This is a genomic window from Candidatus Villigracilis affinis (assembly GCF_016705895.1).
Taxonomy (GTDB): Bacteria; Chloroflexota; Anaerolineae; order Anaerolineales; family Villigracilaceae; genus Villigracilis; species Villigracilis affinis.
In genome coordinates this window covers 219,382-231,684 of sequence record NZ_JADJKT010000036.1, presented here as the reverse complement: position 1 = coordinate 231,684, position 12,303 = coordinate 219,382, and the positions used below count along the sequence as shown (strand labels likewise).

Genomic DNA, 12,303 nt, shown 5'->3' with positions numbered 1-12,303 from the left:
TCTCTCTCCTTTTTTATTCATTATAACAGCGTCATGCACGGAACAATATACCCCCTAAATTGTACAGAAGTACTAATTTTATTTTTGCGAATGGATTTTGACCAGCCCCTTGTGCTACAATAATTTTGATGACCACACTTGATCTTCGTCCTTCCCCGATCGCTGGTCAATGGTATGAAGGGAATCCAAAATCCCTTGCCCGCAGCGTGGATGATTTTCTTGCCCATGCGAATCTGCCTGAAATAAGCGGGGAAGTGATCGCCCTCATCGCCCCCCATGCAGGACACATCTACTCGGGCGCAGTTGCTGCGCATGCCTTCGCCGCGCTGCGCGGACTCACCCCCGAACTGGTCGCTATCCTTTCACCGTACCACAACTACGCGCCTTACCCGCTCATCACCACAAAGCATCAGGCTTATTCCACCCCGCTCGGAAATATCGCAGTGGATCAATCTGCCCTCGCGGAATTGCAAACCCACCTCGATATTCCCATCACGCCTATTGCAAACGATAGAGAACACTCGCTCGAAATCGAACTCCCATTTTTACAGCGTGTGCTCAAAAACGAGTTCAAATTACTGCCGGTCATGGTCCGCGCGCAGGAAGTGGAGATCACACAAAAACTCGGTCATGCCCTCGCCCAAACGCTCAAAGGAAAAAGCGCCATCATCGTCGCCTCGACAGACCTTTCCCATTTTTATAACCAGAAAACCGCAGGCATCCTCGATTCGGAAATGCTCAGACGATTTGAGTCTTTCGATCCCGAGTCCATCTTCGAAGCCGAACAGATGGGGCTGGGATTCGCCTGCGGGCATGCCGCAGTCGCATCCATGCTAAGTGCGGCTCGTGAACTCGGCGCAAACAAAGTGCAGATCCTGAAATACGCCACCTCGGGCGATGTCACCGGGGATTATTCATCCGTTGTGGGGTATGGCGCTGGGGTTGTATTGCGAAGTTAAAAAACATAGTGCGGAATGATCTCCATTCCGCACTACTGATTCACCGTTCACTTCTCTTACTTTACTCTCTCCCACTCTTTCACAGCATTCCGAAAAGCATTCTTCAGACCTTCATCGGGCAGGTCATCCATGCTGGGGTACATACTGCCGTTCACCCAAATTTCCAGCGAGCCATCGGGCGCGGACCCAAAATCAATATCGAATTTATTAAATGGGTCACTTTCCAATTTGGCACGCAGGATATCTTCGATCTGTTCGGCAAAGGGCGAAGCGATCCTTTCGCCCGCATCGTGATCGAAAAGCGTCACGCCCTCATTTTCTACGCGCGTGGCATTCACGGTTTCTTTAGGTGGATTCGATTTCATCCACTCAGGCTTGTCTTCGGTTTTTCCCGTCAGGTTCACTTCATTTGATTTCATGAACATCAAGGCAAGCAACCCCACCGAAATCAGAATCACAATCCCGCCCAGGATCAATACTGCTGTCAACATATCTGCCTCCTTTTTCGACCTTATCAACATTATAATCTCACCATGTTTGCGCGCGTTGCTGTTAACGTTTCTGTAATCTCCGGCCTCTTTGATTACGCCATCCCGAACGAGCTCGCCCTCCAAATTCAGGCGGGCAGTTTTGTAATTGTCCCATTTGGAAAGCAGACGGTGCAGGGGATCGTCACCGCCTTGATCGATTCTCCTGCGGTGGAGAATCCCAAACTCATCATTGACCTGCTCGACCCTGCCCCCGTTCTGACTCAGCCGCAGCTTGCTCTTGCGATGCTATTGGCAGACTCAACCCTGAATCCACTGGCCGCCATTATCAGCCTCATGCTGCCTGTGGGCTTGAGCCAGCAAGCGGATGTCAATTACGAATTACGAATTACCAATTACGAAGACAAGACCTCAACCGTCACTACTCGCTTGCTTACCCTTTTGCGCGAGCGCGGACCCTTGCGCGGACGTCAGATCGATTCCCATTTCTCGCGGGTGGATTGGCGCAAAACGGCGCAGTCCCTCGTGAAAAAAGGGATTCTCACGACGAAGCACGTTTTGCCTCCGCCTCGGGTGAGATCAAAGTTCGTGCGTGTGGCCCAGTTGTCGGTTACGCCAGAAGCGGCTGAAGCGGAGATGGATTCCCTCGGCACAAAGCAGACTCTCGCCCGTCGTCAATCCGCATTGCGTTTCCTCATCCAACAGCCTGAAGCGATCAACCTTTCATGGGTCTATGCCGAAACAGGATGCAACCTCGCTGACTTGCAGGAACTCGAAGAGCGCGGATTGATTCGCCTGTTTGAAAACGAAATCTTCCGTGATTCGCTGGAGCGGACGAGTAAACAGGTAGAGCAGGAAACAGGTACACAGGCTTTCGAACTCACCCCAGAGCAAACCTCTGCGCTCGAAAAAATAACGCATTCATCCTTCATCCTTCAGCCTTCATCTTTTCTTTTACATGGCGTGACTGGTTCTGGCAAAACCGAAATCTATCTTCGCGCCGCCGAAGAAACCATCAAGCGCGGAAAGCAGGCCATCATCCTCGTGCCTGAAATTGCGCTCACCCCGCAAGCGGTGCGTAGATTTTTAGCGCGCTTCCCCGGGCAGGTGGGGTTGATCCATTCGAAACTTTCAGAGGGGGAGCGGTACGATACGTGGCGGCGCGCGCGTTCGGGCAAGTTGAAGGTCATCATCGGTGCGCGTTCGGCGTTGTTTGCGCCGCTGCCGAATATCGGCCTGATCGTGGTGGATGAATGCCACGACAGTTCCTATCATCAGGGCGAGCCGCCGTTTTACAATGCCGCGACCGCCGCGCAGGAGTATGCGCGTTTGTGCGGCGCGGTGTGTGTGTTGGGTTCTGCCACACCTACTGTGGAGCAAAGATTCGCCGCCGAAAATGGCACGCTGACAAAATTGACTCTGCCGAATCGCGTCACCGATTCTGCGCTGCCGCCCGTGCAAGTGGTGGACATGCGCGAGGAACTCAAGACGGGCAATCGCGGAATCTTTTCGCGCGCGCTGGCCGAATCACTCGCTGAAACGATCTCACGCGGCGAGCAGGCGATTTTGTTTTTGAATCGCCGCGGCACCGCCACCTACATTTTTTGCCGCGACTGCGGGTTTGTGCTCAAATGCCCCAACTGCGATACGCCGCTGACGTTGCACGTTGGAACGTTTGAACGTTCAAACGTTCCAACGTTACTTTGCCATCACTGCGGCTACACCCGCCAAAAGCCGAAGACCTGCCCGAATTGCAGTGGAAAACAGATCCGCGAGTATGGGCTTGGCAGCGAAAAAGTGGAAGAGGAAGTGCAGGCGATGTTCCCCGGAGTGCGCACCCTGCGCTGGGACTGGGACACGACCCGTCACAAGGACGCGCATGAAATGATCCTCACGCATTTTGCCAATCATCAGGCCGATGTGCTGGTGGGGACGCAAATGCTCTCGAAGGGACTCGACCTGCCGTTGGTGACTCTCGTGGGAATCGTGCTGGCAGATGTGGGATTGAATCTGCCTGACCCGTTTGCAAGTGAAAAGGTCTTTCAAACGCTGACTCAGGTTGCTGGCCGCGCGGGGCGTTCGTCGCTGGGTGGAAAGGTGGTTTTGCAAACCTTCATGCCCGAGCATTACGCCATCCAATTTGCGGCGGGACATGACGTGAACGGATTCTACGAACGCGAGTTGGACTATCGCAAGCAGTTGGGCTATCCGCCTTTTGCAAAACTGGTGCGGTTGGAATTCCGCGATGCCGACCCGCTCAAAGCCGAATCTGATTCACAAAAAGCCGCCGATAAACTCAAACTGCGCATCGAAACCGAAAACCGCCGCCAAACCGAATTGATCGGCCCCGTCCCCGCCTTCTTCTCCAAAGTGGATGGAATCCACCGCTGGCAGATCATCCTGCGCGGCCCAGACCCTGCTTCGCTATTGCGCGATCTGAAATTGAGCGATTGCAGGGTGGAGGTTGATCCGATCAGTTTGTTGTGATTTAGATTGAAGATAATAACCTGAGCAATCGGGCTATGGGATGGGGAGATTGAAAATGGTCGTGGAATATTCTTATTTTCCCCCACGCAATCTGAATTATATGAAAAAACGCCTCACGTTGAAGTGGCGAATGTCACGGCTTTTGGGACACTGCCCACAAATAAAAAGAGACAGCAACTCGCGTCACTGCCTCTTTCTTCTTTCCTCTTACTTTTTACTTTACCCCACCAACCCCACCACAAAATTCAACGCCCGCCAGTACAGGTTATACAACGGCGCTGGCAAATTCTTCGAAGGCAAAACAGGCGGAAAGGAGGATGAAGCGTTCGGCTCGTCGAAGCGATTGTCTGCGCCAGGTGCCATCCCAAATGATATCGAAGCCCTGTCCCAGCATGTCTTTCACGAATTTATCCGCATCGTAGCCGTTGTTTTCGTAGATATTATCGTGGATGTAGTTATGCTCGGGGTTCGGACCGACATCGATCTCCTCTTCCGAAAAACCGATGGTCAAATTGAATACCGCCATGCCGCCCGTCTTATTTCCGCGGATGGTGTTGTTGTACACCTCCACATGGTCCGCCGCGAGAATCAACATGCCCGTCCCAGGCGGGATGAGCGAAACCGCCGTGCCAGACTTGCCAAAATTCGCGCCGTTGTTGTTTTCAACCAGGTTGTCATGCACCTTCGTGTACATCGAAACCTTCGAAGGCAGTTGCGGCAGCAGGTCAATGAAAATGCCGATGGTGTTATCGTGCGCCACATTGTTGTACACTTCACCGTTGACCGTGTTCTCCAACTCCACGCCGATCACGTTGCCATAGGTCAGCGTATCGCGGATGATCACATTTTCCGATTTGCCCGCATAGATCGCGGCATCGTTCATCAGCGTGCCTTCGATGCGTTCGATCAACACATCGGTACAGCGCACGGGGTACACGCCGTACACGCCTGTATTTTCAATATACATGTCGTGCAGGTAAACATTCTTCGCGCCTTCCACCAGCACACCGTTGCTTGTGAAATTCTTGACCGCAAAGAACGCCATCTCAAAATTATTTCCCGAAGCGATCACCCCATCGGCGCCCTTGCCTTCGCCTTCGATCACAGGCCACTGACCTTCTTCATTTGGAATGCCGAAGAATTTGATATCGCTGACGTCAATGATGACATGCTCTTTGTAAATTCCATACGGCACTTCGATGGTGTCACCGGGCAGCGCCTGATCTACAACAGATTGGATGCTTTGACCTTTTTCGACTCTCAAAGTCACCGCTTCATGCGTAGACGTTGAAACTGATTCTGTTCCCCCGGCATTCATCTGGCTGACGGTTTCGCGCGCGGGGTTTTCCACATGCGCCACCACGGGCAGGCCCGAAGGCACAGATTCGGGGAACTCGGGCAGGTTCGTCTCATCGGTGAGTGCATACATGAATGCAACGAGGTCAGATTTTTCCTGCTCGGTGAGATCGAAGCCCAAAACGTGAATATCCACATTCTCGACGCCGTCATCACGTCCGCCGCCTTTGGCATAAAAGTCCACGACTTCTTCGAGTGTGGCAAAGGCACCGTTGTGCATGTATGGAGCCGAGAGGGCAATGTTGCGCAGGGTGGGCGCTTTGAAGGCGCCATCCAAACTTTCACTTTCCACTTCGGCGCGGCCTGCATCATGCTCTTGTCCGGGCAGGTCGGGTACACCTGTTACCGAGAACGAGTCATCGCTGAAGGTGGGCGCGGCGTGACATTCAAAACAGCGCGTACCTGCCGAGCGGAAGGTGGCCAATCCGCGGCGTTGGGCGGGGGTGAGGGCATTCACATCGCCTGCGGCGTAACGGTCAAAGGGCGAGTTGTTCGTGATGAGCGTGCGCTCAAATGCGGCGATGGCATTTTGCACATTCGCGTACGTGACGGCATCTTTGCTTTCGAAGGCCTTCTCGAATAGCGAAACGTAGGCAGGAATCGCTTTCAGTTGAGATTCTATTTCTTCGGGCGAACCAGCCATCTCGTCCGCGTTTGTGATCGGGGTATTCGTCTGCTCTTCGAGGGTGGCGGCTCTTCCATCCCAGAAGAAATTGGTGTTGTAGGCAACATTCCACAAACTCATTGCATTGCGCGGCAGGATCTTGCCGTTCGCGCCGAGTGCCTGCTGCATGCCATCGCTGAAACCAAGATCGGGGTTATGGCAGGTGGCGCAGGACATGTCATCGTTTTGAGACAAGATCGGGTCGAAGAAAAGCAGGCGGCCAAGTTCCGCTTTTTCGGGCGTGGTGGCATTTGCGTCCGTTTCATTGGTGGCAGGGAAATCGCGTTGAAGTCCGCTGTAGGCAGGCTCCACACTGCTGGAACCCGCGCCCCATTTTTCGGGCGGCAATACTTCATCCTGCGGAAGCGGCGCAAATGCGGCGTACAAAATACCGATGAGCAGCAAAATGCCCAGTCCTGAAAAAATACGTTTCATCCAAACTTTCATACATTCTCCTCTTTTGGCTTGTTATTTCAGCGTCAATAAAAATGCGACCAGCGCATTCATATCTTCATTGGTGAGTTCCTTGGAAAAGTTGGTGATCATCACGTTGTTGAATCCTTCCACTAGATAATCTCCGGGCCGAAGGATGGATAACTGAATATATTCATCTGCGGTTTGTCCCTCAACGCGGGTCTCTGCGCGGGTGGCGATTCCATTCAGTGATGGCCCGATGATGATGGTATCAGGGACGAGGGCGTGGCAGGTGGCACATTTGGCGTTGAAGACCTGCTGTCCCTGCAATACGAGCGGGTCTGGGGTGGGGGTGGGCTCGGCAGGTGACATGGCGGAACAAGCTGAAAGCGCGAGCGCGATCAAAATTGGAATTATTTTTTTCATATTTGTCCTGAATTGAGAGTTGAATTGCCCGATTATACATGCATCTTTCCTCTTTTCTCTTTCCCCATCTTTGCTATAATCAACTCAACTTTAAATAGGAGAGTGAATTATGCAAAGTTTTTCGCGCGGCTGGTCTTTTCTCAAACAAGCCTGGGAGATGGCCTTCAAGGATAAGGATTTGCTCAAACCTTCGATCTATGCTCTTGTCGTTGGTATGATCGTTTCGGTGATCGGAATCATTCCCATCGTTGGCGCGGCCATGGTCGTGGGTAATTCACAGGTCGGGAATGTCATTTTATTTGTATTGGGCGGCATTCTGGTCTTTGTGCAGTTTGTGGTCACTTATGTCTTTTCGGGCATGACCGTGCATCTGATCTACGGCTACCTCACCGAAGGCGATGGTGACATGGGCAAGGCCTGGGCCATTGTCCGCCGCGACTTCTTTGATATTCTCACTCTTGCTGCAGCATCCACGGCTGTGAATTTATTGCGCAGCCTGGCTAATCGTAACCGCAGAGGCAGTGTTGTGGGCGGCATCGCGCGCGCGGCAACAGGATTGCTCGAAGTTTTGTGGACCGAAGCCGCTTTATTGATTCTGCCCGCCATGATCATTGATGATCTGAATCTCAAAGTCGGCATGCAGCGCATTTTGAAGATCACGAAGGAAAATCTGTTGCTGGTGGGAATCAGTACGGTGGGGGTTCGCTGGGTGACTGGGTTGATCAGCTTTGTGTTTGGTGCTCTTGGCTTCGTCATTGCTTTTGCCATTGGCGGCGGCGCGGCATATGTTTCTGGTGGCAGCACCGCGGTTTCAGTTGTGGGTATTGTCATCGGCGCGCTGATCTTCTTTACCTTTGTCATGCTGGCAAGCATCTTTAGCTCCTATACCAATACTGCTTATCACACCTGCCTGTATATCTGGGCGCGCCAGGTTGAAACCGCCCGCGCACATGGCAGTTCTGAACAAGTCCGCGCTCCCGCTCCGTTGGCTGCAGCTTTAGCATAATTTATTTTCTTTCGTCTTTCCTCTTTCATAGTTGAGGAAAGACGAAAGATGAAAGAAGAATTCGAACACATGCAACCTGAACCCCGCCGCGAAATGGTCACATGGCAAGAGATTGACCGTCTCATTGATTACCTGCTTCCCCAATTCAAGCGCGAATTTACCGCGATGGTGATGATCACGCGCGGCGGAATCATCCCCGGCGGTTTGCTCGCTGAAGCGATGGACATTACGCATATCCTCACAGCCGCGGTGGATTTCCCTGCCCAATCCAAGACAGAGAAATCCAGCCTGATGGTGTGGCCCGAGTTCATTCAGTTCCCCGCAGAGGATAAACTACGCGGACGTCCCACATTGATCGTGGATGACGTTTGGGGTTCCGGGCGCACGATTACGGCTGTGAAGAATCGCGTATCCGCTGCGGGCGGTTTCGCCGAAACCTGTGTGCTGCATTTCAATCCATACCGCAATCTTTTTGGCAATGCGCGCCCTGATTATTACGCGGCGATCACCGATGCCTATATTGTGTACCCGTGGGAAGTGAATCGCGGTACAGACAAGGTTTTACTCGGCGAGATTTGATTCCTTAAATGAAAACGATTGAAACGCGGCACGATATCCGTATAAAAACGTTGAAACGAAATGAATATTTCGACGATCTTCCAGAGCCTATGTTGAAGGAGATTTCGGAACACATGCACTTGCGTGAATATCAGCGTGGTGATGTGCTTTTTTGGGAAGGCGACCCATGCGACAGTTTGCACATTGTTGAGCAGGGGAGTGCGAAGATCTTTCGCCTTTCGCCGCAGGGACGGCAGTATATTGTCCGTATTTTGCAGGAAGGCGATACCTTTGCGGAGGTCCCCGCTTTTGATGGCGCTGTAAACCCCGTGAATGTGGAGGCGCTTGAAGCCTGCCGCGTGTGGGTGATCGATGGCGAGTTGTTACGTGGGTTGATTGAACAACATCCCCAATTTGCGCGGAAGGTGTTGACCAATTTTGGGCGGATGCTGCGCGGGATGGTTCGCATGGTCAGCGAGATGGCATTCTATCAGGTGACCCATCGCCTTGCGCGTTTGATCGCGGAGCTCCCTCAGGAAAAGTCCGCGCCGCATTGGACACAGGAACAACTTGCGGCTAGGCTGGGAACCGTGCGCGAGGTCGTGGCGCGTTCCATGAAGGAACTCGAACGCAGCGGCGCGATCAAAGTGGAAGACAGGCGCATCCAGATCGCGGACCAGGAAATCTTCAGCCAGTGGATGCAGTAAGATGTATTAAAATCAAAAGCGGCCTTTGCGGGCCGCTTTTTTGTTACTTGAGAATTTCGAAGTTATCCACCGTAATGTAAAGCTCGTCATCCATTGCTTGCTCGATCTGGTCAATGGCAAGAATAGCGGGGAAGCCATAGGTCGGGTCGTATGTCACTTCAACCTTGTCCGCTTCTGTGAGTGCATCTTTCAATTGGGTAAACAGGGTATCCATGCTTGCATAGTTTTTTACGACCTCGTAAAGACTGTCCGATGGGGTAATGACATTTCCCTTGACCGAGGTGATGGAAACGACTTCACCGTTATTGATTTCAACGGTCATGGGCATGTCATCTCTGAATGCGCAAAAACAACTGACGAATATGTTGTAGCGATAATGCACAATGTTTGCATCCTGCCATTTGATTCGATTTTTATCGAATTCAGCGGATGCGCTTGCAGAACAGGCGGTGAGGATGAGTGCAAGAACCAATAAGATTGTCTTTTTCATTTTTTCTCCTTGAGCAATAGACGACATTATTTGATAATAAGTTCCCAGTTAAATTAAAAAACTCCCCGCCATTGCTGACGGGGAGTTGAACTGATCGAAGCAGGTTTATGGAGTGGGTGTTGCGTAGTAGGTGCCCGTTGTCAACAGGCTTGTATCGCCGATGGATTGGGCGGCGAGCATCTGTGCCTGACGTGCGCGATTGGTTGATTCGGCCAGGATCTTCAGCGCGTATTCGGGATTGTGGAAGCCTGTGCTGTTTTCCGCGGAGACGATATCCCACATGTATTGCGCTTCGCGATGCAGTTTGCGAGCCTGATCGAGCAGGGCAGGGTCGGCATTTCCAGCGGCGACTGCGGCCTTGATGGCGTTGATGGCATCAATGATCGCATCTTCAGTGGTGATCTTGGTTGTAGCGACTTGTTCTTGAATGGTGTTTACTCTGCGGACGACGTATTCCGTATCTGTGTGGCATTGACCGCAGGATTCTTCGGCATTAAGCAAGGGACTGTGCACATCATGTGAGGAGTACTTGGCGGCTCCGTCACGGGTATAGGGCATGTGGCAGTCGGCGCAGGAGACTCCAGCCTTGTAGTGGGTGCTGTCGGCGGTGAAGAATTCATATTCAGGATGCTGTGCCTTGAGCATGGGGGTGTCAGTTTCAGGGTAGACCCAATCCTTGAAGCCCGCTTCTTCATAGTAGGCAAGAATTTCTTCAACCTTTGTGCCGTTATCCCAGGGGAAGGTGAGGTACTTGCCATCGCCCTTGAAGTAATATTCAACATGGCAGTTGGCGCAAACGACGGTGCGCATTTCCTGACGGGTGAAGGTGGTCCAATCTTTGCCCTGACGTTCAAAGGCTTCTTCGAGTGCGGGGTTGGTCACGATCAGGCGCATGGTCCCTGCTTCGTGGCAGTTGGCGCATCCCAAAGTATTGTTGATGTTCGGGGTCATTTCATTGAAAGACATCTTGTCAAAGGCTTCCATGCCCATCTCAGCCCACAAACCGGGGTTGTCAGATGATTTGCATGAATAGCATGTGGCAGGGGTGTGCTTCGGATCTTCATCATTCAAGTTCAAGCGTTTGGTCGCGCGCACATCTTCCAGCATATTGATGTGACCGCGGTCATCGTTGTAATCCTTGCTGAACGGGTATCCCGCAAACAGAATCACCTGTCGTGGGTCGCGCTCCAGCCATGAGAACTGGGATGAGCCGCCGTAAGTGGTGTCGATATTATTTGTCTTGGTCTTCATCAGGGAGTCATACTGATTGGGGTAGTTGACTGCCCATTTCGATGAATCAGGTTCCATCGGCGCGATCTCGACCAATGGTTGTACGGCGCGTTCTTCAGCAGGCTGATTCTTTACATAAGTCAGCACACCCACGAGCGCGGCAGCCAAAACGATGACAAGACCTGCAAGAATAAGATTGGTGTAATTTTTCATGGAATGATTCTCCTTACTTGATTGGGTAGAGTGTTGAATCCTGATAGGGGACAGCTGAAGAGCCGCGCACACCGTGCGCAATATCGCGATGGCAATCCCAGCAATAACGGTCAAGCGGCTGGGCGCTCATCACAATAGCTTCCACGGTATCTTCATGGCAGTGAATGCAGTTTGCCTGGATGATTTCCTTTGTTTTGTCGCTTGCGCGTATCTGCACGGGGATGCTTCCCGTCACAAAGGCAAAAACATCCTTTGCGCCCTGTCTGCCCTTCTCAGCATAGTAGGTCACAACATTGTCGTGCGGTAAATGGCAATCGGTACACTTTGCGAAATTCTCATGCGCACCGTGATACCAGTTTTCATACTGTGAATCCATTACGTGGCAATTTGCGCAGGTCTCCGGCGCGCTCCCCCCGTAAGAGGCGGCATCAGTGACAAACGCAAAATACCCGAACGCAAGGATCGTGGCCGCGATTGCAATAATGAATGGGGTTTTTGACATAGCCTGTCCTCAAAAAAGATTAATGTGCGCTTAATATAGTATATCTTTCAAAATTTGTTTGTAACTTTTGTCACAGAATGAAAAAGAAATCAGATTTGGATTATCGGATAAATTTACCCAAAATTATCTTATTTATATAGTGACAACCATCCTCTTTTGATGTGACACTCGCTTCACTCTCCGCTCGAGCCTGCTACACCTCAAGAGGCTTTTGTTTTCCCCACGCAGTTACTTGCTAAAAAAATACGCCCCGCTGCTGATGGCGGGGCGTAAGGGGAGAATGCACCGGCGAAAGTGCGAATTCAAAAACTAAGGCATGTGACCGTCCATGCCGGAGCCGCCCATGTTCTGAGCTTCCATCACCGGAATGGTCAGGGTGATATCTTTGTGATTCTTGAAATGCAGGGTCAACGTGATCTCATCCCCTACGTTTAAATCCTGCTTGAGGCCGATGATCATGATGTGATAGCTGCCGGGCTTAAGTTCCAGGTCGCCTTCTGCAGGCAGGGCAATCGATTCCTGCGGAATCATCTCCATGGTGCCGTTCGCATTCATTTGGCTCAGGTGAATTTCCACAGAGGCGGCCACGTCGGAAGAAGCACCGATCAATTCATCGTCCGTTTCTGTGTGGTTATGCAAAAGCATATATGCGGCGCTGTTGCCGTCTTTCAATGCTGTACGTGCCCAAAAGTCGTGCGCTTCGATGTCTGTTCCATCCGTATGCTCATCACCTGCGGCGCCACAGGCAGTTAAGAGCAGCGTCCCCACCAAAACCAACATCATCAAAATTCGCTTCATGATTT

12 protein-coding genes are annotated in these 12,303 nt (G+C 51.9%); 5 read left to right on the top strand and 7 right to left on the bottom strand.

Annotated elements, in window-relative coordinates; all coding sequences use genetic code 11:
• The first annotated feature begins 128 nt into the window (after positions 1-128).
• Positions 129-959, top strand: coding sequence for an AmmeMemoRadiSam system protein B (gene amrB / locus IPI86_RS16180; RefSeq protein WP_345299049.1), 831 nt, complete (start codon positions 129-131; stop codon positions 957-959).
• Between the two features lie 56 nt (positions 960-1,015).
• On the opposite strand, the gene IPI86_RS16175 is transcribed toward amrB, so the two are convergent.
• Positions 1,016-1,450, bottom strand: coding sequence for a hypothetical protein (locus IPI86_RS16175; RefSeq protein ID WP_345299048.1), 435 nt, complete (start codon positions 1,448-1,450; stop codon positions 1,016-1,018).
• Positions 1,451-1,492: 42 nt separating this feature from the next.
• On the opposite strand from IPI86_RS16175, the gene priA reads away from it, so the two are divergent.
• Positions 1,493-3,934: a primosomal protein N' gene (gene priA / locus IPI86_RS16170; protein WP_345299047.1), complete on the top strand. Its 2,442-nt coding sequence runs from the start codon at positions 1,493-1,495 to the stop codon at positions 3,932-3,934.
• A 265-nt stretch (positions 3,935-4,199) separates the two neighbouring features.
• Here the strand turns inward: priA and IPI86_RS16165 are convergent, their stop codons facing one another.
• Together IPI86_RS16165 and IPI86_RS16160 are read right to left on the bottom strand one after the other, a co-directional pair.
• Positions 4,200-6,401, bottom strand: a complete 2,202-nt coding sequence (locus IPI86_RS16165) for a parallel beta-helix domain-containing protein (protein WP_345299046.1) — start codon at positions 6,399-6,401, stop codon at positions 4,200-4,202.
• Between the two features lie 21 nt (positions 6,402-6,422).
• Positions 6,423-6,794: a c-type cytochrome gene (locus IPI86_RS16160; RefSeq protein ID WP_345299045.1), complete on the bottom strand. Its 372-nt coding sequence runs from the start codon at positions 6,792-6,794 to the stop codon at positions 6,423-6,425.
• 109 nt (positions 6,795-6,903) lie between these two features.
• Here IPI86_RS16160 and IPI86_RS16155 point away from each other — a divergent pair, with 109 nt between their 5' ends.
• Genes IPI86_RS16155 through IPI86_RS16145 form a run of 3 tightly spaced genes read left to right on the top strand, consistent with a single transcriptional unit; the run spans position 6,904 to position 9,065 of the window.
• Complete coding sequence (locus IPI86_RS16155) at positions 6,904-7,800, top strand: hypothetical protein (RefSeq protein ID WP_345299044.1); 897 nt, start codon at positions 6,904-6,906, stop codon at positions 7,798-7,800.
• 48 nt (positions 7,801-7,848) lie between these two features.
• A complete protein-coding gene (locus IPI86_RS16150) occupies positions 7,849-8,379 on the top strand; it encodes a phosphoribosyltransferase family protein (protein WP_345299043.1) in 531 nt (176 codons plus the stop codon).
• A gap of 8 nt (positions 8,380-8,387) precedes the next feature.
• Positions 8,388-9,065 carry a Crp/Fnr family transcriptional regulator gene (locus tag IPI86_RS16145; protein ID WP_345299042.1) on the top strand — a complete coding sequence of 226 codons (678 nt, stop codon included), beginning with the start codon at positions 8,388-8,390 and terminating at the stop codon, positions 9,063-9,065.
• 43 nt (positions 9,066-9,108) lie between these two features.
• On the opposite strand, the gene IPI86_RS16140 is transcribed toward IPI86_RS16145, so the two are convergent.
• The 4 genes from IPI86_RS16140 to IPI86_RS16125 all read right to left on the bottom strand — a co-directional run bounded on the left by IPI86_RS16140 (position 9,109) and on the right by IPI86_RS16125 (position 12,298).
• Positions 9,109-9,555, bottom strand: coding sequence for a DUF6174 domain-containing protein (locus tag IPI86_RS16140; protein ID WP_345299041.1), 447 nt, complete (start codon positions 9,553-9,555; stop codon positions 9,109-9,111).
• Between the two features lie 105 nt (positions 9,556-9,660).
• Positions 9,661-10,998, bottom strand: coding sequence for an ammonia-forming cytochrome c nitrite reductase subunit c552 (locus tag IPI86_RS16135; protein ID WP_345299040.1), 1,338 nt, complete (start codon positions 10,996-10,998; stop codon positions 9,661-9,663).
• 13 nt (positions 10,999-11,011) lie between these two features.
• Entirely contained in the window at positions 11,012-11,500 is a 489-nt protein-coding gene (gene nrfH, locus IPI86_RS16130; protein ID WP_345299039.1) for a cytochrome c nitrite reductase small subunit, read from the bottom strand.
• Between the two features lie 309 nt (positions 11,501-11,809).
• A complete protein-coding gene (locus tag IPI86_RS16125) occupies positions 11,810-12,298 on the bottom strand; it encodes a copper chaperone PCu(A)C (protein ID WP_345299038.1) in 489 nt (162 codons plus the stop codon).
• Positions 12,299-12,303: the final 5 nt, after the last annotated feature.

Coding starts and splice junctions, on each gene's coding strand:
- priA (WP_345299047.1), top strand. CDS start 1,493: ATGTTTGCGCGCGTTGCTGTTAACGTTTCTGTAATCTCCGGCCTCTTT.
- IPI86_RS16160 (WP_345299045.1), bottom strand. CDS start 6,794: ATGAAAAAAATAATTCCAATTTTGATCGCGCTCGCGCTTTCAGCTTGT.
- IPI86_RS16140 (WP_345299041.1), bottom strand. CDS start 9,555: ATGAAAAAGACAATCTTATTGGTTCTTGCACTCATCCTCACCGCCTGT.
- IPI86_RS16155 (WP_345299044.1), top strand. CDS start 6,904: ATGCAAAGTTTTTCGCGCGGCTGGTCTTTTCTCAAACAAGCCTGGGAG.
- IPI86_RS16165 (WP_345299046.1), bottom strand. CDS start 6,401: ATGAAAGTTTGGATGAAACGTATTTTTTCAGGACTGGGCATTTTGCTG.
- IPI86_RS16125 (WP_345299038.1), bottom strand. CDS start 12,298: ATGAAGCGAATTTTGATGATGTTGGTTTTGGTGGGGACGCTGCTCTTA.
- IPI86_RS16175 (WP_345299048.1), bottom strand. CDS start 1,450: ATGTTGACAGCAGTATTGATCCTGGGCGGGATTGTGATTCTGATTTCG.
- IPI86_RS16135 (WP_345299040.1), bottom strand. CDS start 10,998: ATGAAAAATTACACCAATCTTATTCTTGCAGGTCTTGTCATCGTTTTG.
- amrB (WP_345299049.1), top strand. CDS start 129: ATGACCACACTTGATCTTCGTCCTTCCCCGATCGCTGGTCAATGGTAT.
- nrfH (WP_345299039.1), bottom strand. CDS start 11,500: ATGTCAAAAACCCCATTCATTATTGCAATCGCGGCCACGATCCTTGCG.
- IPI86_RS16150 (WP_345299043.1), top strand. CDS start 7,849: ATGAAAGAAGAATTCGAACACATGCAACCTGAACCCCGCCGCGAAATG.
- IPI86_RS16145 (WP_345299042.1), top strand. CDS start 8,388: ATGAAAACGATTGAAACGCGGCACGATATCCGTATAAAAACGTTGAAA.